Here is a 21,124-nt window from a genome sequence, read left to right as displayed (position 1 = left end):
CCTACTTGCCGAAGCCGCGTGCGAGGAACACCGCCACCAGCGGGATCAGCGCGATCAGGTGCGCCTGGATCATCACCAGCTTGCGGGTCTTGAGGATCTCGGCCTCGGCCGGCAGCTTGCCGGTGGCGCGCAGCGTCTTGCGCCAGCGGAAGTAGGTCAGCGTCGGGAAGATCGACACCACCCCCACGATGATGAACAGCCCCAGCTTCACGTGCAGCAGCGGGTTGGTCCAGTACCAGGCCGTGCCCTTCACGCCCCACCAGGTGCGCGCGATGCCGGTGGCGAGCACCGCGATGGCGGCGATGCCGTAGACCATGTCGACCTTGGCCAGCCGCTCGACCACCGCCGCGTTGAGCCACTGCACGCGGCACAGCGCGGCCTCGCTGGAAATGAAGACGACCATCGTGAGGATGGCGAGCAGGTGAAGGTACGCAAGGATGGCTTCTAGCGTCATCGGTGGAGCTTTCTACTCGTGGGTTGCAAATGCAAACAGATTGTGACGCCGACGGTGCGCCTCAGGCCCTCCCGCCCCAGAAATCCGGGTTGCCGTATTGCTCCTTGAGGAAATCAAGCCACAGTCGCACCCGCAGCGGCATGTGCTTGGCGCCCGCGAACACCGCGTAGATGCCGTTGGGCGGCGCGGCGAACTCCTCGAGCAGCGGCACCAGCAGGCCGGCGTCGATCTCGGCCTCGACCTCCCAGGTGCTGCGCCACGCGATGCCGTGGCCGGCGAGGCACCAGTCGTGCAACACCTGGCCGTCGGAGCAGTCGAGCGGGCCGCTCGGGCGCAGGTGGATCAGCTCCTGGTTGCCTTCTTCGTTGACCACGCGGAAGGCCCAGCCGCGCGTCTGCGAGGCGTCGCTCGACAGCGTGAGGCAGGCAAAGCGCGAGAGCTCGCTTGGGTGCCTGGGCTTGCCGTGGCGGCGCACGAATTCCGGCGTGGCGACGCAGCGGCGGCGGTTGTCGGCCAGCCGCACGCTCACCAGCGACGAATCGGGCAGGTCGCCCACGCGCACCGCGCAGTCGAAGCTCTCGCCGGTAACGTCGACCACGCGGTCGCTGAGGTTCAGCGAAATGGTCACTTCCGGGTGCAGCGCATGGAAGCGCGGCACCAGCGGCGCGACGTGGCGGCGGCCGAAGCCGGCCGGCGCCGTCACGCGCAGATGGCCGCTGGCCTTGAGGCCGCCGGCGCTCACGCTGGCCTCGGCGTTCGCGAACTCGGCCAGCAGGCGCTGGCAGTCTTCGAGGAAGGCGCTGCCTTCGTGGGTGAGGGTGATGCGCCGCGTGGTGCGCACCAGCAGCTTGACGCCCAGGCGCTCCTCCAGCGCGTCGAGCCGGCGCCCCATGATCGCGGGCGCCACGCCCTCGGCCTTGGCCGCGGCAGTCAGGCTGCCGCGGGTCGCGACCGAGACGAAGGATTCGAGTTGCTTCAGGCGGTCCATGGGGCGGGAACTATAGCCCCGCTCCCTGCCGCACCGGCCCTTCCGGTTCTAGGCTTGATGCCGGGAGTCGGTGGCGTGCGAGAAGAGCGGCGCGCCGCCCACGGGCAGTTCCGCCTCCAGCACGCTTCCGGTGGCCGAATCGGTGAGCACCAGCTGCCGGGTGCCGGGCCGGAAGGCGATGTTGGTCACGGTCTGCCCTGCCGGGCTGCGGACCATGTGCGTGACCTCGCCGCGCGCGTTGAGCAGGAAGGCGCCACCCAGGCTGGCGTGCGCCACCACCAGCCCGCCGTCGGCCGTGACCGCCAGCCCGTCGGGGCCGCTGGTGCCGAAGAAGGTCTGCAGCGCGCCCACCTTCGAGAGGCTGCCGTCGGGCAGCAGCGGCGCGCGCCAGACCTGGTTGCCGCGCGTGACGGCCACGAACAGCACCTTGCCGTCGGCGCTCGCCGCCACGCCGTTGGGGCTCGGCGCGTTGGACAGGAGCAGATCGAGCCGGCCATCGGCATGCAGCCGGTACACCCGCCCGGTGGGGTCGTGCAGGCCGGTCTGGCCCTGGTCGGTGAAGTAGAGGCGTCCTTCGAGGTCGAAGCTCAGGTCGTTCACGCCCTTGAAGGATTCGCTGTTGCGATGCCCGAGCACCGTCTCGATCGGGCCGCCGCCCGCGTCGCGGCGCAGGATGCCGCGCCGGTAGTCGGCGATCCAGAGGCTGCCGTCGGCATGGATCGCCATGCCGTTGGGCCAGCCGTCGTAGGCCTCGACGAGCTCCCATTCGAGCGACGAAGGCACGATCCTGAAGATGCGACCGTAGGGAATGTCGGTGACGTACAGGTTTCCCGCCCGGTCGAACACCGGGCCTTCGAGAAAGCTGTCCATCGCGTGGCCGGGCTTGTTGGCGTCGACCCAGTCGGTGCGCCGCGGCTTGCGGAAGGCGTCGGGCAGGCGGGTGAGCACGCGCGCCTCGATCACCTCGGGCGGCTGGAAGTCCAGGTTCCACATGGTGTCGCTCAGTCGGGCTGCACGCCGGCGGCCTTGATGACCGCGCCCCAGCTCTGCGTCTGGCCTTGCACGAACTTGCCGAAGTCCGCCGTCGAAGCGCCGCCGGGGCTGGCGCCCTGCTCGGCGAAGCGCTTCGCAAGATCGGGCGAGGCCAGTGCCTTCTTCACCTCGGCCTGCAGCTTCTCGACGATGGGCTGCGGCGTGCCCTTGGGCGCGGCGATGCCGAACCAGTTGGTGGCGGTGAACTCCTTCAGGCCGGCTTCGGCGCTGGTCGGCACATCGGGCAGCGCGCCCAGGCGCTGCGGCGAGGTCACGAGCAGCGCGCGCACCTTGCCGCCCTTGACCTGCGGAATGGCCGTGGGCGCAGCGGTGACCAGCACGTCGACCTGCCCCGACACCACGCCCAGCATTGCCTCGCCCGCGCCCTTGTATGGCACGTGCGTCAGCGCGAGCTTGCCGTTCTGCTTGAGCAGCTCGCCGCCCAGGTGGGTTGAACTGCCCACGCCGCCCGAGCCGAAGGTCAGCTTGCCCGGGTTCGCGCGTGCGTCGTCGATCAGCGCCTGCACCGTCTTGTAGGGCGAGTTCGCACCCACCACCAGCACCAGCGGCGCATCGACGATGGCCGTCACCGGCACGAGGTCCGCAGGCTCCCACGGCAGCTTCTTGAACAGGTGCGGCAGCATCGCGTAGGTGGTGTCGTTGATGAGGAAGCTGCCGCCGTCCGGCGTCGCCTTGGCCACGAAGTTGGAGCCGATGGTGCCGCTCGCGCCAGCGCGGTTGTCCACGTAGAAGGACACACCCGTCTGCTCTGTGAGCTTCTGCGCGATCTGGCGCGCCGCGTAGTCGGTGGTGCCGCCGGGCGCGTACGGAACCACGAGGCGCACCGGCCTCGAAGGCCAGCTGCCGGCGGGCGACTGCGCCTGGGCGATGAATGGAACCGCGAGCGCGATGGCGGCGAGCCAGGAGTGCAGCTTCATCATTTGTCTTCCTTCGTTTGTTCTTCTGGGCAGGGCCCGCTTATTCGGGCCGCACGCCCGCGTCGCGCACCGCCGCGCCCCAGCGCGCGTGCTCGGCCTTGATGTACTGCGCCGCCTGCTCCGGCGTACCGCCCACGGGCGTGCTGCCTTCGGCCAGCAGCTGCGAGATGGTCGCGGGCTTGGCCAGCGCCTTGTCGACGGCGGCACTGAGCTTCTTCACGATCTCGGGGCTGGTGCCTGCCGGCGCGACCAGCGCCTTCCAGTCCACCGCCTCGAAGCCCTTGTAGCTCTCTGCCACGGTGGGCACGTCGGGCATCACCGGCAGGCGCTTGGCCGACGTGACGGCCAGCGCGCGCAGGCGACCGCCCTTCACCATCGACAGCGCGCCCTGCGGCGTGGCGAACATGTAGTCGGTCTGGCCGCCGAGCAGGTCGGTGATGGCCGGCGCGGCGCCCTTGTACGGCACGTTGAGCACCTTGAAGCCCGCGCGCTTGGCGAGCACCTCGCCGGCCATGTGGCCCAGCGTGCCGGTGCCCGCGAGCGCCTGGCGGATCTCGCCCGGCTTGGCCTTGGCGGCGGCGACCAGGTCGGCCAGCGACTTGAACGGTGCGTCGGCGCGCACAACCAGCACCACGGGTTGCGAGGCCACCACCGACACCGGCGCCAGGTCCTTCAATGCGTCGTAGGGCATCTTCGGGAAGAGCGTCGGGTTTATCGCAAGGTTCGCCGTCTGGCCCAGGCCGATGGTGTAGCCGTCGGGCTTTGCCTTGGCCACCACGTCCATGCCGATGTTGCCGTTGCCGCCCGCGCGGTTGTCGACGATGAAGGTCCACTTGGTGTCGTCGGCGAGCTTCTGCGCGATGAGCCGCGCCACGATGTCGGTGGCTCCGCCGGGCGTGTAGGGCACGATGAGCCGCACCGGCTTGTCGGGCCAGGCGGTGTCGGCGACGACGGGTGCGGCGTTCAGCCATGCGGCGGCCGCGGCGCACGCCAGCAAGGCGCGCCGTGCATTGAAAAACATGAGGTCAGTCTCCGAGGGTGATGTGTTGTGTTTCGAGCGCGGCGATTTCCTCGTCGCTGTAGCCCACTTCCTTGAGCAGCTCGCGGCCGTGCTCGCCCGTGCGCGGCGGCTGCAGGCGGATGCCCGGGCGTTCGCCGTCGAGCGTGAACGGCATGAGCGGCACCTTCGCCATGCTGCCGTCGTTCATGCGCACCGGCGCGAGGCCGCCGGTGGCGTTGAGGTGCGGGTCGTCGAACAGCTCCTGCGGCCGGGTGATGGGCGCGAAGGGCAGCTCGTTCTTCTCGAACACCGCGGCGAGCTCGGCCGCGCTGTGGTCGGCGAGGTGCGAACGAAGGATGGGCATCATCCATTCGCGCGCCAGCACGCGGTCGTTGTTGGTCTTCAGGCGCGGATCGGCCAGCATCTCGTCGAGGCCGAAGGCCTTGCAGAAGATGGCCCACTGCTTGTCGCTCACGGCCGCCAGGAAGATCTGCTCGCCGTCCTTCACGGTGAACACGTCGTACACCGCCCAGGCCGAGATGCGGCTGGGCATCGGGTCGGCCGCCTTGCCGGTGGCGGCGAACTGCATCATGTGCTGCGCGACCAGGAACACGTTGTTCTCGAACAGCGCCGACTGCACCTCGCAGCCCTTGCCGGTGATGTCGCGCTGGCGCAGCGCGGCCATCGCGCCGATGGCGCCGAACATGCCGCCCATGATGTCGTTCACGCTGGTGCCCGCACGCAGCGGGTCGCCCGAGCGGCCGGTCATGTAGGCGAGGCCGCCCATCATCTGCACCACCTCGTCGAGCGCGGTGCGGTGGTCGTAGGGGCCGGGCAGGAAGCCTTTGTGGCTCACGTAGATGAGGCGCGGGTCGAGCTTGGCCAACGTGTCGTAGTCGAGCCCCAGCTTCTTCATGGTGCCGGGCTTGAAGTTCTCGCTCACGATGTCGGCGGTGGCGATCAGCCGCAGCGCGGCCTCCACGCCCTCGGGCTTCTTGAGGTCGAGCGCGATGCTCTTCTTGTTGCGGTTGAAGGTCGGGAAGAAGCCCGAGCCCGAGCCCAGCAGGCGCCGCGTGCTGTCGCCCTCGATGGGCTCGACCTTGATGACCTCGGCGCCGAGGTCGGCCAGCAGCAGGCCGCAGGTCGGGCCCATGACCATGTGGGTGAACTCGACCACGCGCACGCCCGCGTAGGGCAACGGATTCGACGGGGAATTGGCTTCAGGCATGAGCGACGGGTTCCTGGACAAAGCCTTTCGGCAGACCGGCCTCGGGCGTCATGCCGTACACCGGTTCGCCGGGCAGGCCGGCCATGAGCGGCGCGCGCGCCGCGATGAGTTTCTGGATGTCGATGCCGGTGCGCACACCCATGGCCTCGAACATGAAGACCAGGTCTTCGGTGACTGCGTTGCCCGAGGCGCCCGGCGCATAGGGGCAGCCGCCCAGGCCACCCAGCGACGCGTCGAAGGTGCGCACGCCCTCGTCCCACGCGGCGAGGCAGTTGGCCAGGCCGAGGCCGCGCGTGTTGTGCATGTGGGCCGCGCCGGCGTGCCTGCCGATCTCCGCGCGCAGGCGCTTGAAGAGGCGGCGCACCTGCGCGGGGTTGGCATAGCCCACGGTGTCGGACAGGCCCGATTCGTCGGCGCCGGCTTCGATGCACTGCGCGGCGAGGCGGATCACGTCGTCCTCGGGCACCAGGCCCTGCAACGTGCAGCCGAAGGCGGTGGAGATGCCGGCCTCCAGCTTCGCCTGTGGCGCGATCTCGCGGCGCAGGTCGGAGATGGCGCGCACCTCCTCGACCATCTCGGTGGGCGTCTTGCGCACGTTGGCCAGCGAATGCGCCACGCTGGCCGACACCGGCATGGTGAGCTTGTGCGCGCCGGCTTCGAGCGCGGCCTGCGCGCCCTTGCGGTTGGGCACCAGCGCCATCACCACGAGGCCCGGCAGCGTGACGGCGTGGCGCACCACCTCGGCGGCATCGGCCATCTGCGGCAGCAGCTTCGCGGGCACGAAGGAGGCGACCTCGATCTCGCGCACGCCGGCGGCGTAGAGCGCGTCGATCCAGCGCAGCTTGTCGGCGGTGGGCATGGTGGCCTTGACCGACTGCAGGCCGTCGCGCGGGCCGACCTCGCTGATGAGGACGTCGGGGGTTGTCATCGGATTCTGTCTCCTTGCGCTTGACTGTTCTGTCTTACAGAACTACATTCCGTTAAACAGAATTAGACCGTCGATCCGCCCCGACTGTCAAGCCGCGCCATTCGCTGCCCCTCCCCAGCCATGCCCCGAAAAGCCCAGACCGAATCCGTCTCCGATCTCAACGCCGCCCCCGGCGGCGCCGCCGCGGTCGACCGCGCGCTGAGCCTGCTCTCGGCTTTCCAGCCGGGCGACGAGGCGCTGTCGCTCGCGCAATTCGCCGAGCGCACGCAGCTCTACAAGAGCACAGTGCTGCGGCTGCTGGCCTCGCTGGAACACGCGCGGCTGATCCGCCGGCAGGACGACGGCCGCTACGCGCTGGGCATGGAGATCGCGCGGCTGCACGGCCTCTACGCGGCCTCGCAGTCGCTCGACCGCATCGTGCTGCCGGTGCTGCGCGCGCTGGTCGCAACCACCGGCGAGAGCGCGGCGTACCACGTGCGGCAGCCCCAGGGCGACAGCTGGGTGCGGCTGTGCCAGTTCCGCATCGATTCGCCGCACGTGGTGCGCGACCACGTGCGCGCCGGCGACCTGCTGCCCAATGACCGCGGCGCGGGCGCGCGCGTGCTGATCGCCTTCGGCCCCGAAGCCGAACTGCCGCGCGGCACGAAGGAACGCAAGCTCTACGACACCATCCGTGCGCAGGGCTGGTGCGCGCTGGTGGGCGACCGCACTGCCGAGCTGGCCGGCATCTCGGCGCCGGTGCTCCACGCCGACGGCAGCCTCGCGGCCGCGGTCACGCTGACGATGCCCGCGCACCGCTATGACGAGCGCTACATCGAGCCGGTGCGCGCGGCGGCCAGGGAACTGAGCGGACAGGTCTGACCGAGCGAAGAAGCAGGGCCCAGCCCCGGTCAGCGCAGCGCGGCCAGCACCGCGCGGTTCTGCTCCGGCAGGCCGATGCTGATGCGCAGCCATTCGGGCAGGCCGTAGGGGCCGAGCAGCGAAACCTCGATGCCGGCGGCCAGCAGGCGCGCGTGCACGGCCTGCGCGTCGCCGACCCGCACCATCAAGAAGTTGCCGGACGAGGGAACGTATTCGAGGCCCAGCTCCTTGAAACCGGCCGCGAGCTGGTCGCGCCCTGCCGTGTTGAGCTCGTAGGTGCGCGCAAGGAAATCTGTATCACCCAGCGCGGCCACCGCAGCCGCCTGCGCCGGGGTCGTCACGTTGAAGCGCGGGCGCTGCGCGTTCATGCGCGACGTGAGCGCCGGCTGCGACACGCCGTAGCCGATGCGCAGCCCCGCCAGCCCGAAGGCCTTGGAGAAGGTGCGCGCCACGATCAGGTTGGGCAGGCGCCGCACCCATTCGATGCTGTCGTAGCGCTGCGCGGGCGAAAGGTATTCGGTGTAGGCCTCGTCCAGCAGCACCGCCACGTGCGCGGGCACCGACTGCAGGAAGGCCGCCAGCGGCGTGGCGTCGATGAAGGTGCCGGTCGGGTTGTTCGGGTTGGCGACGAACACCAGTTTCGTGTCTTCGCCGATGGCGGCGCGCATGGCGTCGAGGTCGTGGCCGAAGTCGCGCGAGGGCACGACAGTTGCGTGCGCATGAGCATGCGCCGCAGCCTGCGCGTAGACGATGAAGCCGTACTGCGAATAGACCACGCCCTCGCCCGGCTTCAGGCTCACCTGCGCCGCGAGTTCGAGGATCTCGCTCGATCCGCTGCCCAGCGTGAGCCAGTCGGCCGGCACGTCGAGCCGGGCGGCCAGCGCGTTCTTCAGCGCCGTGCCGTTGCTGTCGGGATAGTTGCCGGCGCCCGCGAGCGCTTCGGCGGCCGCGCGGCGGGCCGATTCGGGCATGCCCAGGGGGTTTTCGTTGGAGGCCAGGAGGATCATGGAAGCTGACGTGCTGAAGATGACGAATTTATTTAAGAAGTTAAATATATCCGGCGCCTGCGGCCTTCTTATCAGTGCGTACCCTTTGCGCTCCTGAGGGCCGCGCATTCATTACCTCTATTTTTGTCACGGATAAATCCCGATTCAGGCTCTTACTCGCCAGCAAAGTATCGAATAAAGTTCGTCCCAGGATTGCATTTTTCTCAAGGAGAAACCCACATGACCGCCCGCACCACCGCCCACGGACTCCAGGTCGCGACCGAGCTCCATCGCTTCATCGAGGACAAGGTCCTCCCCGCCAGCGGCGTGGCCAGCGACGTCTTCTGGAAGGGCTTCGACGCCATCGTCAGCGACCTCGCGCCGAAGAACATCGCCCTGCTCGCCGAGCGCGACCGCCTGCAGAGCGAGCTCGACGCCTGGCACAGGAAGAACCCCGGCCCCATCGCCGACATGCCGGCGTACCGCGCCTTCCTCGAGAAGATCGGCTACCTGCTGCCCCAGCCCAAGGGCGTGAAGGCCACGACCGCCAACGTCGACTCCGAACTCGCGCTGCAGGCCGGTCCGCAGCTGGTGGTGCCCATCCTCAACGCGCGCTATGCGCTCAACGCCGCCAACGCGCGCTGGGGTTCGCTGTACGACGCGCTCTACGGCACCGACGCCATTCCCGAGACCGGCGGAGCCGAGAAGGGCAAGGGCTACAACCCGGTGCGCGGCGCCAAGGTCATCGAGTTCGCGCGCAACGTGCTCGACCAGGCCGCGCCGCTGATCAACGGCTCGCACAAGAACGCCACCGGCTACAGCGTGAAGGACGGCAAGCTCGTCGTCGCGCTGCAAAGCAGCAGCACCGGCCTGGCCGATGCATCGCAATTCGTCGGCTTCCAGGGCGACGCCGCCTCGCCGTCGTCGGTGCTGCTCAAGCACAACGGCATCCACCTGGACATCCGCATCGACCGCTCCACGCCCATCGGCAAGAGCGATGCCGCCGGCGTGAGCGACCTGGTGCTCGAAGCCGCGCTCTCCACCATCCTCGACCTGGAAGACTCGGTGGCCGTGGTCGACGCCGCCGACAAGGTGGTGGCGTACTCGAACTGGCTGGGCATCGTCGAAGGCACGCTCACGGAAGAGGTCACCAAGGGCGACAAGACCTTCACGCGCGGCCTGAACGCCGACCGCGAATACACCGGCGCCGACGGCAAGCCCGTGAAGCTGCACGGCCGCTCGCTCATGTTCCTGCGCAACGTGGGCCACCTGATGACCAACCCGGCCGTGCTGTACGCAGATGGCAAGGAAATCCCCGAGGGCATCCTCGATGCCGTGGTGACCACCACCATCGCCACCATCGACCTCAAGCGCAAGGGCAACTCGCGCACCGGCAGCATCTACATCGTCAAGCCGAAGATGCACGGCCCGGCCGAAGTGGCCTTCGCCAGCGAACTTTTCGGCCGCGTCGAGCAGCTGCTGGGCCTGCCCGCCAACACCGTGAAGCTGGGCATCATGGACGAGGAGCGCCGCACCAGCGTCAACCTCAAGGCCTGCATCGCCGAGGCCGCCGCGCGCGTGGCCTTCATCAACACCGGCTTCCTCGACCGCACCGGCGACGAGATGCACACCGCCATGCAGGGCGGCCCGATGATCCGCAAGGGCGACATGAAGTCCAGTGCGTGGATCGGCGCCTACGAGAAGAACAACGTGCTCGTCGGCCTCTCGAGCGGCCTGCGCGGCAAGGCGCAGATCGGCAAGGGCATGTGGGCCATGCCCGACCTGATGGCCGCCATGCTCGAGCAGAAGATCGGCCACCCCAAGGCCGGCGCCAACACCGCCTGGGTGCCCTCGCCCACCGCCGCCACGCTGCACGCGCTGCACTACCACCAGGTCAGCGTGACCGCGGTGCAGCAGGAACTGGAGAAGATCGACGCCGACGCCGAGCGCGACAACATCCTCAACGCCCTGCTGCAGGTGCCGATCGCGGCGGAGGCCAAGTGGACCGCCGAAGAGCGCCAGCAGGAAATCGACAACAACGTGCAGGGCATCCTCGGCTACGTGGTGCGCTGGATCGACCAGGGCGTGGGCTGCTCGAAGGTGCCCGACATCCACAACGTCGGCCTGATGGAAGACCGCGCCACCCTGCGCATCTCCAGCCAGCACATCGCCAACTGGCTGCTGCACGGCGTGGTCACCAAGGCCCAGGTCGACGAGACCTTCCAGCGCATGGCCAAGGTGGTCGACGAGCAGAACGCAGGCGACCCGCTCTACAAGCCGATGGCCGGCAACTTCACCACCTCGGCGGCCTACAAGGCGGCGCAGGACCTGGTGTTCAAGGGCATCGAGCAGCCGAGCGGGTATACGGAGCCGCTGCTGCATGCGTGGCGGTTGAAGGTGAAGGGCGAGGCCTGATCGGCCCGCCGGGGGCAAGGCTCCATCACCAGAACGGCGCCTCCGGGTGCCGTTTTTTTATGCGCGCGACCTGGTCTTCCTGGCAGCCGCCTTGAGCGGCACGTCGTCCATCGACAGCTGGCGGAGTTCGCGGCGCAGTTCGCGTTCCAGCTCCTTCTCGGTCGGCAGGTGCAGCTGATAGCGGCTGGTGAAGATGTTGCGCTCCTGCTGCTCGCCCAGGGTGTACTTCACCACAGCATCGTTCTTGTCCGGACAAAGGATGACGCCCAGCGTCGGGTTGTCGCCTTCGGTGCGACGCTCGCGGTCGTAGTAGTTCACATAGAACTGGATCTGGCCGAGGTCGCCATGCGTGAGCTTGCCGACCTTGAGATCGATGAGCACGTAGCACTTGAGCACCGTGTGATAGAAGACCAGATCGATGTAGAAGTGGTCGCCATCGATGGTGATGCGCTCCTGGCGCGACACGAATGCAAAGCCCTTGCCCAGCTCGAGCAGGAAGTTCTGCAGGTTCTCGATGAGCGCCTGCTCCAGCCTCGACTCGACCAGCTTCGGCGATTCCGGCAAGTCCAGGAATTCGATCACCACCGGGTCCTTCAGGACATCGAGAGGCTGCATCACCTCCTGGCCGTGCGTCGCCAGACGCAACAGGCCCTTCTTGTCCTTGCTCTTGGCCAGGCGGTCGTACAGCAGGCTGGCCATCTGGCGCTGCAGTTCGCGCACCGACCACGCGCTGCGGATGGCTTCGATCTCGTAGAAGGCTCGCGCCTCCGGCCGCGCCGCGCGCAGGAGCTGGCGGTAATGGCTCCACGAGAGAGACGGATGCAACGTCCCAGGATGCCAGCCCGAAGGGTCACCGGATTCCCGAGACGCCGTCTCGGAATTGGCCTGAAGAGGCAGCGCCGCCGCTGCGGTCGATTTCCGAGACAGCGTCTCGGAAATCAACTGCGGATAGTCCAGGTAGAACTGCCTGAACGCTTCGAGGTTGTCGGCGGAATAGCCTCGGCCGAACTCGGCCGTCAGGCGCGTCGACAGATCGGCGAGCAGCTTGGCGCCATAGCCCGCCCGACGCTGACCTCGCTGCTCCTCCTCGACGATCTCGCGCCCGATCAGCCAGTTGGCCGCCACCTGTGTGGTGTTGACCGTGCGAACCACGCGGGCGCGCGCAGCATCGAGGATCTCGCGCACGCGGCTGAAAAGCGGCCGGATGGCTTTCTTGGCTTCCGGCTTGGCTGCACGGGAGCTGGAGCGGGAGGGGGTGTCAGTCTTGGGCAATGCGCGACTCTGGGGTTGTCCGGAAATTATGGAGGCAGCCTTCTTCGCGGGGGCGAGTCCTCGCAAGCGTCGCCGCTGTGACCATGCGCAAGATGATCAACTAGCATCATGACCGCCCCAACCTTCCTGGCCTCTCGCTCCCAATGAATCCGAACGCGGCACCCAAGCCCGCGGAGCAATCCGGCAACGCCGGCCCCGGCTCACGCCTTACTCGCTCTTCCCGCTGGTCCTCCTCCGCGGCCGCCATGCTCATGGCCCTGGCCACCGCCTTCGCCCTGAGCCAGGCTTTCCGCACCGTCGGCGCCATGATGGCCACGCCGCTCGGCAGCCACTTCGGGCTTACGCCGCAGCAGCTGGGCACCTGGGCGGGCACCTTCCATTTCATGTTCGGGATCATGCAGCTCGCGATGGGCGTATCGATCGACATCTTCGGCGTGCGCCGCACGGTGCTGACCGCCTTTCCGCTGGCGATCGCGGGTGCGGTGCTGTGCGCGATGGCGCCGAACTTCCATGCGCTGCTGCTGGGGCAGGCGCTGATCGGCGTGGGCTGCGCGCCGGCCTTCCTGGCCTGCACGGTGTTCATCGCGCGGCACTTCGATGCCTCGCGCTTCACCGCGATGTCGGGGCTGGTGATGAGCCTGGCCGGCATGGGCATCCTGTTCACGGGCACGCCGCTGGCGCTGCTGATCGAGGCTTCGTCGTGGCGCGTGGGCTATGCGGTGCTGGGGGCGTTCGCTGTGTTGTCGTGGCTGATCATCTTCTGGCGCGTGCGCGAGCCTGCACGTGCCGCCGATATCGCGCTGCCGGAACGGGCGGAGCGACAGTCGCTGCGCAAGGCCGTGCGCGAACTGCTGCCGCTGTTCGCGATGCCGCACACGCTGGGCCTGCTGTGCTTCGCATGCGTGTCGTACGCCGCCTTCATCACGCTGCGCGGCCTGTGGCTCGGCCCGGTGCTGCACGAGCGGCACGGCCTCTCGCTGGTGGCCAGTGGCAACGTCGCGCTGGTGATGACTGTCGCCGGCATGATCAGCCCGACGCTCTTCGGCCGCATGGACCCGGGCGGCGCGCGGCGCACGCGCTGGATGATGGGCTGCGCGCTCGCGGGCTCGTTGATGTTCGGCGCGATGGCACTGACGCATTCGCGCACGATCGACATCGGCCTGCCGATCGTCTACGGCCTTCTCTCGGGCTACAGCGTGCTGCAGTACGCCTACACCAAGAACGCCTACCCGGCAGCCATGACGGGGCGCGCGATGGCGCTGATGAACATGGCGATGTTCCTCGGCGTCTCGCTGATGCAGTGGACCACCGGCGTGGCCGCGTCGTGGGCCGTGGCGAACGGCGTCGAGCCATTCCGCGCGGTGTTCTTCACGGTGGCCGGCATGCTGGCTGCGGGCAACCTGGCGTTCTTCCTTCTGCCGCGCGCGGCAGCACGGCCGGCAGCGCAGCTCAGCGCTTGATCGCGAGCATCAGCACGCCGCCCGCGATCATCGCCACGCCCGCCCATTCGCGGCCGGAGGGTCGCTCGCCGAGGAATATCACGGCGAAGAGCACGACCAGCACCACGCTGAGCTTGTCGACCGGTGCGACGCGCGAGGCATCGCCCACCTTGAGCGCGCGGAAGTAGCAGACCCACGACGCGCCGGTCGCAAGCCCCGAGAGCACGAGAAAGAGCCAGGTGCGCGGCGAGAGCTGCAGCGGGTTCGTCCACTTGCCGGTGGCGTTCACGAACACGAGCAGCACCGCGAAGATGACCACGGTGCGCACCAGCGTCGCCATGTCGGAATCGACACCGGCCAGGCCCAGCTTGGCGAGGATAGCCGTCAATGCGGCGAAGACGGCCGAGAGGGCGGCCCAGAGGAACCAGTTGGAGGCGGTGAGATTCATCGTGCTTTCTTTCATCGCGGGTGGCGCGGCGCCTGCATCATGCGCGATGCGACTTTGCCTCTACCTGACGAACGGCTTCAGACGTCTTCGCCCAGGCGCGCGCGGATCTCCTTGCGGCTGAGCTGGCGCTTGGTTGCGGCATAGACGTCGTCGCGCCCGTACATGGCCCGGTTGCTCGACACGCCGAACTCCGGCCGGCCCCACGCACACGTGGTCCTGACGAAGCAGCGCCGCAACACGTCGAAACGCTTGTCCCAGACACCCGGGGCCTTCATGGGCGGCGTGGCTGCCAGGGTGATCTCGAACCAGTCGCCGTTCACGCGGTGCCATTGCGTGAGTTCGTCGATCACGACGAACGAAAGCTCTGCCTTCGTGCCGCCGCGCTCACGCCGTCGAGCCTGTGAAAACCGGCGGTTGGGTAGAAGGATGCCGGTGGCGGGGTGCACGAAAAGCTTTACCCGCGAAGCCTCCTCCAGCGGCACGCGCTCACCGCGCCCCCACCATCCTGCACGCACCAGCACTTGCCCGTCGTGCATCACCGCATCGCGTTCGACGAAGTCGTCGATGTGCTCGAAGATATGCGCCTGCACGACGCTGCGTCGATCGATGGTGCTGCAAAGCTCCGAATACACCTTGTCCCAAGGCCGGTGCACCTGCTTGTGCAGCCAGCGCTTGAGCGGCGCGAGGTTCTCGTTGAGCCCCTTGGGGTATTCGTAGCCCTGCTTCATGCCCAGTCGCGAGCCGCGCTCCTTGCTGTTGCGCCACTTGCGTCCATCGCCCTGCACGCCGCCACCGCGGCGCGGCCGTTCAACGATGACCTTGTCCATGTCTTCACGCATGGTCAGTCCTCCTGCACGATGTTGCGCGCTGCCTTCTGCAGCGCCACCTTCTGCGCGCGCCGCTCGGCGCTGTGGGTGCGCAGGTGGCGGCCCGCCTTCTGGCTTGCTTCGCGGCGCGCCAGCGCGGCCACCACGGGGTTGCGGGGTGCCGCGTTCGGCACCGAGAAATAGAACCGGCCCAGACGCTTGTCGTCGTCGCGGGCCCTTCGTTGAGCACTCATGTGCACACACTCCGAAAAACAAAAAGGCCCCGGCGAATGGCTGCGCGGGGCCTTTGTCGATGGGCCTCGGCGGATGCGTGGATGCACGTCCGGCCGGGGCGGTCGGTGTGCGGGTCAGGTGTTCAGGTAACGGTTCATTGGATAGGTGTGTCGCCAGGGAGGTCGATCGTCGCCGGGCGCGCGGGGAGCAAAAACTGTTGCTGAAAAACGAAGCGCGGATTCTGTAGCTCGCGCGTTCGATGCGCAAGCGTCGCGCATCGCCTGTGTGGCGCAAAGCCTACGTGGAGGGCCGATGAATCCAATCGCGCGCAGGCGGCGTATCAGGTTCAAGCGCATTGCGCCTCCGATCTGCTGGCGGTTTCCACAGAGAGCCTCGAGAACCATCCATCATCTTTCCAGGAGACTTCAATGAAGAAACTCGTGATCGCAGCCAGCGTCTCTGTCCTCCTCGCAGCCTGCGCGGGCGGCATGGGCATGAGCGGCAACGGCAGCGGGGCATCGAACCCGATGGTCGGCGGCGCGCCGATGTACCCGACGAAGGACATCGTCGACAACGCGGTGAACTCGAAGGACCACACCACGCTTGTCGCCGCCGTGAAGGCCGCGGACCTCGTCGGCACGCTGAAGAGCCCCGGCCCGTTCACCGTGTTCGCGCCGACCAACGCCGCCTTCGCGGCACTGCCCGCCGGCACCGTCGACACGCTGCTCAAGCCCGAGAACAAACCCACGCTGACCAAGGTGCTGACCTATCACGTGGTGCCCGGCAAGCTCGATAGCGCGGCGCTCATGAGCGCCATCAACGCAGGCGGCGGCAAGGCCACGCTGAAGACCGCAAGCGGCGGCACGCTAACCGCGACGATGAGCGGCGGCAACGTGATGGTGACCGACGCCAAGGGCGGCACGGCGACGGTGACGATCGCCAACGTCTACCAGTCCAACGGCGTGATCCATGTCGTGAACAAGGTACTGCTGCCGGGTTGATCGGCATCGTTGTGCGTCAGCTGCGCTGCGCGGCCTCGGCCTCGTCGCGCAGCCACTGCGCGAACTCCTGCGCGTCGCGATTGCCTGCGGCGCGCCTGGACATCTCGATGAAGTAGCCGCGATGCGAGGCAGCGCCCTCGCCCAGCGGCGCCACGAGCCGGCCGTCGCGCACCAGCTCGCTCAGCAAGGGCAGCCGGCCGATCACTACGCCCTGCCCCGCCACCGCGGCCGAGACCGCATCGGCGTACTGCGTGAAGCGCAGCGTGCTCTTCATGCGCAGGTCTTCCAGCCCCATCACCTTGAGCCAGGGTTCCCAATCGGCAGTGGGCGCCTCGCTGTGGTCGGGGTACTCGACGGTGAGCAGCGTGAGCTTGGAGAAATCGGAAAGCTCGCGCAGCGACGCAGCCAACTGCGGCGAGCACAGCGGGATCACCGACTCCTCGAACAGCGCAGGTCCCACGCCACGGCCGATGGGCACGAAGCGCACCGCCAGGTCGATGCGGCTGCTTTCCAGGTCGAGCACGTCGAGCGTGGCCGACACGCGCACGTCGACCTGCGGATGGCTGCCCGTGAAGCGCGCCAGCTTCGGAATGAGCCAGATCGACGCGAAGCCCGGCGTGGTGGTGATCGCCACCTGCCGGGGCGCGGAACTCGCGCGCACCCGCGCCGTAGCGTCGCGCAGGCGCTCCAGGCTGTCGGTGACGGCGCGCTGCAGCACGCCGCCGGCCTCGGTGAGCGACAGCGCGCGATGGCGCCGCTCGAACAGCAGCACGCCCAGGCTGGCCTCCAGTTGCTGGATCTGACGGCTCACGGCCGACTGCGTGAGGTGCAGCTCGGCGGCCGCCAGCGTGAAGCTCAGCCGTCGCGCGGCCGCCTCGAAGCTGCGCAGCAGTTCGAGCGGGGGAAGCTCGACGCCGGTGGCATTGGCGGCTTTCGCATTCTCTGTACGCATGCAACGAGTTCCGAATTACCGTGTGTAAGAAGGGCTCCGGTTCACTATATTCATTCGCATATTGAATGCAATGGAGCTTGCCATGAGCACCTCTTCTTCGGACCCTTCTTCTCCCGCCGCGACCTTCTCGTCCAGCACTTCCCGCTTCCACGTGAGCCTGCCCAAGCGCTCGGTCTTCGCCGTGCCCGACGGCGCGGGCGTGGGCATCGAATGCCGCAGCGGCTCGGTGTGGGTGACGATCGACAGCGACACGCGCGACATCGTGCTGGAGCCCGGCGAGCGCTTCGAGAGCACCGACCACCGGCGCGTGCTGGTGTCGGCGCTGGAGTCGTCGTGCATTACCGTGTCCGACGCGCAGCCGGCCGCGATGCCGCTGCGTTCTCGGGATGCCAGCGCATGGTCGCAATGGCGACTTCGCTCCCACGGGTTGTCCCCGGCTTGACCTGTCTCCATGCGCATCGAACCATCGATGCCATGAGTTCCGACACCGCTGCACAACCCTTCATCCTCCAGGAGCAGGCCGACGGCATTGCGACGCTGACACTGAACCTGCCCGCCAAGTTGAACCCCATCGCGCGCGACCTGCAGATCGAGTTGCGCGACGCACTGGAGCGCATCCGCGACGACCGCTCGGTGCGCGCCGTGATCCTCACCGGCGCCGGCAAGGCCTTCTGCGTGGGCGCCGACCTGAGCGCGATGGCGCCACCCGAAGAGGGCAAGTCGCTCGGCACGCAGACCGCCGAGTGGATGCAGAGCCTGAGCAACCCACTGATCGAGACGCTGCGCACGCTGCCGGTGCCGGTGGTCGCGGCGGTGAACGGCCCGGCCGCCGGTGCGGGCGTGGGCCTGGCGCTCGCGGCCGACGTGACCATCGCGGCGCGCAGCGCCTATTTCTACCTGCCCTTCCTGCCGAAGCTCGGCATCGTTCCGGACCTGGGCTGCACCTGGGCTATTCCGCGCCGCGCGGGCCGTGCGCGCGCCATGGGCATGGCGCTGCTCGACGAGCGCGTGGGCGCCGGACGTGCGGTGCAATGGGGCCTGATCTGGGCCTGCGTGGACGACGAGCAACTGCTCGAAGAGGCCAAGGGCATCGCCCAACGCCTGGCCCGCCTGCCCGCGCACGCGGTGCTGGAAGCGCGAGAAGCCTTCGAAGCCTCCGAGCACCACACGCTGAAGGAACAATTGCACTACGAGAGCGAGCGCCAGCGCGAGCTGATCGACAAGCCCAGCTTCCGCGAGGGCGTGAGCGCCTTCCTGCAGAAGCGCGCGCCGGTGTTCGAGAGCCGCTGACATCCGGACACCGGCGCCCACTGGCGCCGCCCGGGGGGCTGCAGGACAATGCCGCGCATGTCCATCCCCAACGCCTTCTACGCCCAGTCGGGCGGCGTCACCTCGGTCATCAACGCCTCGGCCTGCGGCGTGATCGAGACGGCGCGCCGCCACCCCGACCGCATCGGCAAGCTCTACGCCGGGCGCAACGGCATCATCGGCGCGCTGGCCGAAGAGCTGATCGACACCGGCGCCGAATCGGCCGAAGCCATCGCGGCGCTGCGAACCACGCCATCGGGCGCCTTCGGTTCGTGCCGCTACAAGCTCAAGTCGCTGGAGAAGAACCGGCGCGAGTACGAGCGGCTGATCGAGGTGTTCAAGGCGCACGGCATCGGCTATTTCTTCTACAACGGCGGCGGCGATTCGGCCGACACCTGCTTCAAGGTGAGCCAGCTCTCGCAATCGATGGGCTATGCGCTGCAGGCCATCCACGTGCCCAAGACCATCGACAACGACCTGCCGCTGACCGACTGCTGCCCCGGCTTCGGCTCGGTCGCGAAGTACGTGGCGGTGTCGACCATCGAGGCTTCGTTCGACGTGCGCTCGATGGCCGCCACCTCAACCAAGGTGTTCGTGCTCGAGGTGATGGGCCGGCATGCGGGGTGGATCGCGGCGGCCGGCGGGCTCGCGGCGGACCAGGGCATTCCGGTGGTGGTGCTGTTCCCCGAGATCGAGTTCGACAAGGCACGCTTCCTCGCGCGCGTGGACGAGCTGGTGAAGCAGCACGGCTACTGCTCGGTGGTGGTGTCCGAAGGCTGCCACCACCCCGACGGCACCTTCCTCGCCGAGCAGGGCACGCGCGACGCCTTCGGCCATGCGCAGCTCGGCGGCGCGGCGCCGGTGGTGGCGCAGATGGTCAAGGACGCGCTGGGCCACAAGTTCCACTGGGCCGTGGCCGACTACCTTCAGCGCGCGGCGCGGCACATCGCATCGGCCACCGACGTGCGGCAGGCCTACGAACTGGGGCAGCGCGCGGTCGAGCTCGCGCTGGAAGGCCGCAACGCGGTGATGCCGACCATCGAGCGCATCTCCGACGCGCCCTACGCCTACCGCCTGGGCAGCGCGCCGCTCGAATCGGTGGCCAACGTCGAGAAGCCGATGCCGCGCGACTTCATCTCCGACGACGGCTACGGCATCACCGAGAAGTGCCGCCGCTACCTGCTGCCGCTGATCGAGGGCGAGGACTACCCCTCGTACAGCGGCGGGCTGCCGGTGTACGCGACGCTGCGCAACGACGTCGTCGCGAAGAAGCTGCCGGCCTTCGAGATTTCATGATTTCCACCACTGCAGAGGCTCCGGCCAGCCTGATCGACGCCACGCGCTGCCCGCTGTGCGGCGAGGCGAACCGCTGCGCGATGGAGATCGAGCGCGAGACGGGCCAGGCGCAGCCGCCCTGCTGGTGCATGCAGGTCGACTTCAGCAAGGCGCCTCTCACCAACCTGCCGGAAGAAATGCGCGGGCTCGCGTGCATCTGCATGCGCTGCGCGATGGGCAACCCCTCGCCTCAGGACTGAGCGGGGCTCTCCTGGGCCGGCTCGATGTCGCCGGCCACCACCATCGAGGGCGCGTCGCCCGGCCGCTGCTGCGTGACCACGCGGTGGATGAACTGCAGCTTGCCCACCGCCACGCGCGGCAGCACGAAGGGGTAGTAGTCGGGCTGGCCCATGCTGCGCGACAGCTCGTTGAGCACGTTGGTGAGCAGCACCCAGCCGTTGATGAAGTCGAGGAACCTGCCGGCGTCGGGGTCGTCGGGCTGCCACAGGTCGGCAGGCGTGAAGAGGTCGCTCGCGAGCTCGACGTTGGTCGCGTCGACGCCGAAGCTCATCGCGGTGTCGGCGGTGTCGGCCATATGCAGGTAGTGGGCCCAGGTTTCGGCCCAGTCCTCCCATGGGTGGGTGCTGGCGTAGCTGCTCACGAAGCGGTCGGCCCAGTCGGGCGGCGGGCCCTGCTCGTAGTGCGTCTGCAGCGCGGCGGCGTAGTCGGCGCGCTCGTCGCCGAAGAGGGCGCGGAAGTCGTCGATCCACTGCGTGGGCTGTACCAGCAGGTCCCAGTAGTAGTGGCCGATCTCGTGGCGGAAGTGGCCCAGCAGGGTGCGGTAGGGCTCGCGCATCTCGGCGCGGATGCGCTCGCGCACGGCGTCCTCGGCCTCCTCGGCGTTGAGGGTGATCACGCCGTGCTGGTGGCCGGTCATCACGTGCGGGCCGCCCGGCGTGTTGCTGAGGAAGTCGAAGGCCAGCCCGTGCTCGGGATCGGCGTGGCGGCTCACCACCGGCAGGCCCAGCGCGAGCAGTTGCGAGAGCAGCCGGCGCTTGGCGGTCTCGAGCTTGCGCCAGAGTTCGCCGTTGCCTTCCACCGAGAGATCGGGAATGGTGCGCGTGACGCTGCAGGCCAGGCAGTAGCCGGGCGCGAGGCCATGCGTGTCGGGCGGCTGCTGCTCGCCTTCACGCGCGGCGGGCACCATCCAGTTGCAGCCGGCCGGCGTCATGAAGTTCACGCAGCGGCTGTAGGTCTTGCCGTGCGGATCGCCGAACACAGTGAAGGTGTCGGGCTGCGCACCCGCGCCTTCCGCGGGCGCGAGCGGCATCACGCCGAGCCGCTCGATCACGTAGCCCAGCGGCGTGTGGCATGCCAGGCATTCGCTGTTGCGCAGGAACACGGGCCGCTCGCACTGGCATCGGTAGGCGCGGCTGACGGTGGGCGCGGCCAGCTCGGCGGCGAGGGTGGGCGCGCCTTCCCCTTGCGCTTCGCCGGAGGCAACCGGCTGGGCGTTGGCTTGATCATCGGATGGAGCATTCATGCGGCAGTTGTCTTGA

21 protein-coding genes and 1 pseudogene are annotated in these 21,124 nt (G+C 68.3%); 8 read left to right on the top strand and 14 right to left on the bottom strand.

Annotated features, from left to right (window positions below):
• Position 1: 1 nt before the first annotated feature.
• The 7 genes from ABL844_RS03035 to ABL844_RS03005 form a co-directional block, all read right to left on the bottom strand.
• Positions 2-454 carry a DUF2214 family protein gene (locus tag ABL844_RS03035; RefSeq protein ID WP_093203932.1) on the bottom strand — a complete coding sequence of 151 codons (453 nt, stop codon included), beginning with the start codon at positions 452-454 and terminating at the stop codon, positions 2-4.
• A 61-nt stretch (positions 455-515) separates the two neighbouring features.
• Positions 516-1,442, bottom strand: a complete 927-nt coding sequence (locus ABL844_RS03030) for a LysR family transcriptional regulator (protein WP_126022206.1) — start codon at positions 1,440-1,442, stop codon at positions 516-518.
• A gap of 48 nt (positions 1,443-1,490) precedes the next feature.
• Entirely contained in the window at positions 1,491-2,435 is a 945-nt protein-coding gene (locus ABL844_RS03025; RefSeq protein WP_418130447.1) for an SMP-30/gluconolactonase/LRE family protein, read from the bottom strand.
• 8 nt (positions 2,436-2,443) lie between these two features.
• Positions 2,444-3,412, bottom strand: a complete 969-nt coding sequence (locus ABL844_RS03020; protein WP_418130446.1) for a Bug family tripartite tricarboxylate transporter substrate binding protein — start codon at positions 3,410-3,412, stop codon at positions 2,444-2,446.
• 40 nt (positions 3,413-3,452) lie between these two features.
• On the bottom strand, positions 3,453-4,433 hold the full coding sequence (locus ABL844_RS03015) for a Bug family tripartite tricarboxylate transporter substrate binding protein (RefSeq protein WP_418130445.1): 981 nt from the start codon (positions 4,431-4,433) through the stop codon (positions 3,453-3,455).
• A 4-nt stretch (positions 4,434-4,437) separates the two neighbouring features.
• Positions 4,438-5,640, bottom strand: coding sequence for a CaiB/BaiF CoA transferase family protein (locus ABL844_RS03010; protein ID WP_418130444.1), 1,203 nt, complete (start codon positions 5,638-5,640; stop codon positions 4,438-4,440).
• The gene (locus ABL844_RS03005) at positions 5,633-6,568 is read right to left on the bottom strand and encodes a hydroxymethylglutaryl-CoA lyase (RefSeq protein ID WP_418124061.1); all 936 of its coding nucleotides are present in this window, start codon (positions 6,566-6,568) and stop codon (positions 5,633-5,635) included. The genes ABL844_RS03010 and ABL844_RS03005 overlap by 8 nt, the downstream gene beginning before the upstream one ends.
• A 120-nt stretch (positions 6,569-6,688) precedes the next feature.
• On the opposite strand from ABL844_RS03005, the gene ABL844_RS03000 reads away from it, so the two are divergent.
• The gene (locus tag ABL844_RS03000; RefSeq protein ID WP_418130443.1) at positions 6,689-7,429 is read left to right on the top strand and encodes an IclR family transcriptional regulator; all 741 of its coding nucleotides are present in this window, start codon (positions 6,689-6,691) and stop codon (positions 7,427-7,429) included.
• A gap of 29 nt (positions 7,430-7,458) precedes the next feature.
• Here the strand turns inward: ABL844_RS03000 and hisC are convergent.
• A pseudogene (gene hisC / locus ABL844_RS02995) lies at positions 7,459-8,442 on the bottom strand (histidinol-phosphate transaminase); the annotation flags it as partial.
• Positions 8,443-8,655: 213 nt separating this feature from the next.
• Here hisC and ABL844_RS02990 point away from each other — a divergent pair.
• Entirely contained in the window at positions 8,656-10,830 is a 2,175-nt protein-coding gene (locus ABL844_RS02990; RefSeq protein ID WP_126022211.1) for a malate synthase G, read from the top strand.
• Between the two features lie 57 nt (positions 10,831-10,887).
• On the opposite strand, the gene ABL844_RS02985 is transcribed toward ABL844_RS02990, so the two are convergent.
• The gene (locus ABL844_RS02985) at positions 10,888-12,102 is read right to left on the bottom strand and encodes a PDDEXK nuclease domain-containing protein (protein ID WP_221297595.1); all 1,215 of its coding nucleotides are present in this window, start codon (positions 12,100-12,102) and stop codon (positions 10,888-10,890) included.
• Between the two features lie 143 nt (positions 12,103-12,245).
• Here ABL844_RS02985 and ABL844_RS02980 point away from each other — a divergent pair, with 143 nt between their 5' ends.
• Positions 12,246-13,562, top strand: a complete 1,317-nt coding sequence (locus ABL844_RS02980; RefSeq protein WP_418130442.1) for an MFS transporter — start codon at positions 12,246-12,248, stop codon at positions 13,560-13,562.
• On the opposite strand, the gene ABL844_RS02975 is transcribed toward ABL844_RS02980, so the two are convergent.
• From ABL844_RS02975 to ABL844_RS02965, 3 genes are all read right to left on the bottom strand, one after another.
• Complete coding sequence (locus ABL844_RS02975) at positions 13,552-13,989, bottom strand: EamA family transporter (RefSeq protein WP_126022213.1); 438 nt, start codon at positions 13,987-13,989, stop codon at positions 13,552-13,554. The two genes, ABL844_RS02980 and ABL844_RS02975, sit on opposite strands and share 11 nt — an antisense overlap.
• Positions 13,990-14,066: 77 nt before the next feature.
• A complete protein-coding gene (locus ABL844_RS02970; RefSeq protein ID WP_418130441.1) occupies positions 14,067-14,816 on the bottom strand; it encodes a hypothetical protein in 750 nt (249 codons plus the stop codon).
• Positions 14,817-14,830: 14 nt separating this feature from the next.
• Positions 14,831-15,049: a hypothetical protein gene (locus ABL844_RS02965; RefSeq protein WP_126183986.1), complete on the bottom strand. Its 219-nt coding sequence runs from the start codon at positions 15,047-15,049 to the stop codon at positions 14,831-14,833.
• A gap of 408 nt (positions 15,050-15,457) precedes the next feature.
• Here ABL844_RS02965 and ABL844_RS02960 point away from each other — a divergent pair, with 408 nt between their 5' ends.
• Positions 15,458-16,030 (top strand): fasciclin domain-containing protein, encoded by a 573-nt coding sequence (locus tag ABL844_RS02960; protein ID WP_184640051.1) that lies wholly within the window; start codon positions 15,458-15,460, stop codon positions 16,028-16,030.
• A 16-nt stretch (positions 16,031-16,046) separates the two neighbouring features.
• On the opposite strand, the gene ABL844_RS02955 is transcribed toward ABL844_RS02960, so the two are convergent.
• The gene (locus ABL844_RS02955; protein ID WP_418130440.1) at positions 16,047-16,982 is read right to left on the bottom strand and encodes a LysR substrate-binding domain-containing protein; all 936 of its coding nucleotides are present in this window, start codon (positions 16,980-16,982) and stop codon (positions 16,047-16,049) included.
• Between the two features lie 82 nt (positions 16,983-17,064).
• Here ABL844_RS02955 and ABL844_RS02950 point away from each other — a divergent pair, with 82 nt between their 5' ends.
• Genes ABL844_RS02950 through ABL844_RS02935 form a run of 4 tightly spaced genes read left to right on the top strand, consistent with a single transcriptional unit; the run spans position 17,065 to position 19,825 of the window.
• On the top strand, positions 17,065-17,424 hold the full coding sequence (locus tag ABL844_RS02950) for a DUF2917 domain-containing protein (protein ID WP_418130439.1): 360 nt from the start codon (positions 17,065-17,067) through the stop codon (positions 17,422-17,424).
• Positions 17,425-17,456: 32 nt separating this feature from the next.
• Complete coding sequence (locus tag ABL844_RS02945) at positions 17,457-18,272, top strand: enoyl-CoA hydratase-related protein (protein ID WP_418124046.1); 816 nt, start codon at positions 17,457-17,459, stop codon at positions 18,270-18,272.
• Between the two features lie 57 nt (positions 18,273-18,329).
• Complete coding sequence (locus ABL844_RS02940; protein WP_418130438.1) at positions 18,330-19,586, top strand: 6-phosphofructokinase; 1,257 nt, start codon at positions 18,330-18,332, stop codon at positions 19,584-19,586.
• A complete protein-coding gene (locus ABL844_RS02935; protein ID WP_418130437.1) occupies positions 19,583-19,825 on the top strand; it encodes a cysteine-rich CWC family protein in 243 nt (80 codons plus the stop codon). Before ABL844_RS02940 ends, ABL844_RS02935 begins: the two co-directional genes overlap by 4 nt.
• Here ABL844_RS02935 and ABL844_RS02930 read toward each other — a convergent pair.
• A complete protein-coding gene (locus ABL844_RS02930) occupies positions 19,816-21,108 on the bottom strand; it encodes a zinc-binding metallopeptidase family protein (protein WP_418124044.1) in 1,293 nt (430 codons plus the stop codon). The two genes, ABL844_RS02935 and ABL844_RS02930, sit on opposite strands and share 10 nt — an antisense overlap.
• Positions 21,109-21,124: the final 16 nt, after the last annotated feature.

Origin of the sequence: Variovorax sp. 278MFTsu5.1 (genome assembly GCF_048305045.1) — a bacterium.
In the GTDB taxonomy this organism is placed as follows: domain Bacteria; phylum Pseudomonadota; class Gammaproteobacteria; order Burkholderiales; family Burkholderiaceae_C; genus Variovorax; species Variovorax guangxiensis.
This window is presented reverse-complemented; position numbering and strand designations above follow the sequence as displayed.

Bases quoted from the DNA above. Each gene is read 5' to 3' on its own strand.
- ABL844_RS03035 (WP_093203932.1), bottom strand. From the start codon at position 454: ATGACGCTAGAAGCCATCCTTGCGTACCTTCACCTGCTCGCCATCCTC.
- ABL844_RS03030 (WP_126022206.1), bottom strand. From the start codon at position 1,442: ATGGACCGCCTGAAGCAACTCGAATCCTTCGTCTCGGTCGCGACCCGC.
- ABL844_RS03025 (WP_418130447.1), bottom strand. From the start codon at position 2,435: ATGTGGAACCTGGACTTCCAGCCGCCCGAGGTGATCGAGGCGCGCGTG.
- ABL844_RS03020 (WP_418130446.1), bottom strand. From the start codon at position 3,412: ATGAAGCTGCACTCCTGGCTCGCCGCCATCGCGCTCGCGGTTCCATTC.
- ABL844_RS03015 (WP_418130445.1), bottom strand. From the start codon at position 4,433: ATGTTTTTCAATGCACGGCGCGCCTTGCTGGCGTGCGCCGCGGCCGCC.
- ABL844_RS03010 (WP_418130444.1), bottom strand. From the start codon at position 5,640: ATGCCTGAAGCCAATTCCCCGTCGAATCCGTTGCCCTACGCGGGCGTG.
- ABL844_RS03005 (WP_418124061.1), bottom strand. From the start codon at position 6,568: ATGACAACCCCCGACGTCCTCATCAGCGAGGTCGGCCCGCGCGACGGC.
- ABL844_RS03000 (WP_418130443.1), top strand. From the start codon at position 6,689: ATGCCCCGAAAAGCCCAGACCGAATCCGTCTCCGATCTCAACGCCGCC.
- ABL844_RS02990 (WP_126022211.1), top strand. From the start codon at position 8,656: ATGACCGCCCGCACCACCGCCCACGGACTCCAGGTCGCGACCGAGCTC.
- ABL844_RS02980 (WP_418130442.1), top strand. From the start codon at position 12,246: ATGAATCCGAACGCGGCACCCAAGCCCGCGGAGCAATCCGGCAACGCC.
- ABL844_RS02975 (WP_126022213.1), bottom strand. From the start codon at position 13,989: ATGAATCTCACCGCCTCCAACTGGTTCCTCTGGGCCGCCCTCTCGGCC.
- ABL844_RS02970 (WP_418130441.1), bottom strand. From the start codon at position 14,816: ATGGACAAGGTCATCGTTGAACGGCCGCGCCGCGGTGGCGGCGTGCAG.
- ABL844_RS02965 (WP_126183986.1), bottom strand. From the start codon at position 15,049: ATGAGTGCTCAACGAAGGGCCCGCGACGACGACAAGCGTCTGGGCCGG.
- ABL844_RS02960 (WP_184640051.1), top strand. From the start codon at position 15,458: ATGAAGAAACTCGTGATCGCAGCCAGCGTCTCTGTCCTCCTCGCAGCC.
- ABL844_RS02955 (WP_418130440.1), bottom strand. From the start codon at position 16,982: ATGCGTACAGAGAATGCGAAAGCCGCCAATGCCACCGGCGTCGAGCTT.
- ABL844_RS02950 (WP_418130439.1), top strand. From the start codon at position 17,065: ATGAGCACCTCTTCTTCGGACCCTTCTTCTCCCGCCGCGACCTTCTCG.
- ABL844_RS02945 (WP_418124046.1), top strand. From the start codon at position 17,457: ATGAGTTCCGACACCGCTGCACAACCCTTCATCCTCCAGGAGCAGGCC.
- ABL844_RS02940 (WP_418130438.1), top strand. From the start codon at position 18,330: ATGTCCATCCCCAACGCCTTCTACGCCCAGTCGGGCGGCGTCACCTCG.
- ABL844_RS02935 (WP_418130437.1), top strand. From the start codon at position 19,583: ATGATTTCCACCACTGCAGAGGCTCCGGCCAGCCTGATCGACGCCACG.
- ABL844_RS02930 (WP_418124044.1), bottom strand. From the start codon at position 21,108: ATGAATGCTCCATCCGATGATCAAGCCAACGCCCAGCCGGTTGCCTCC.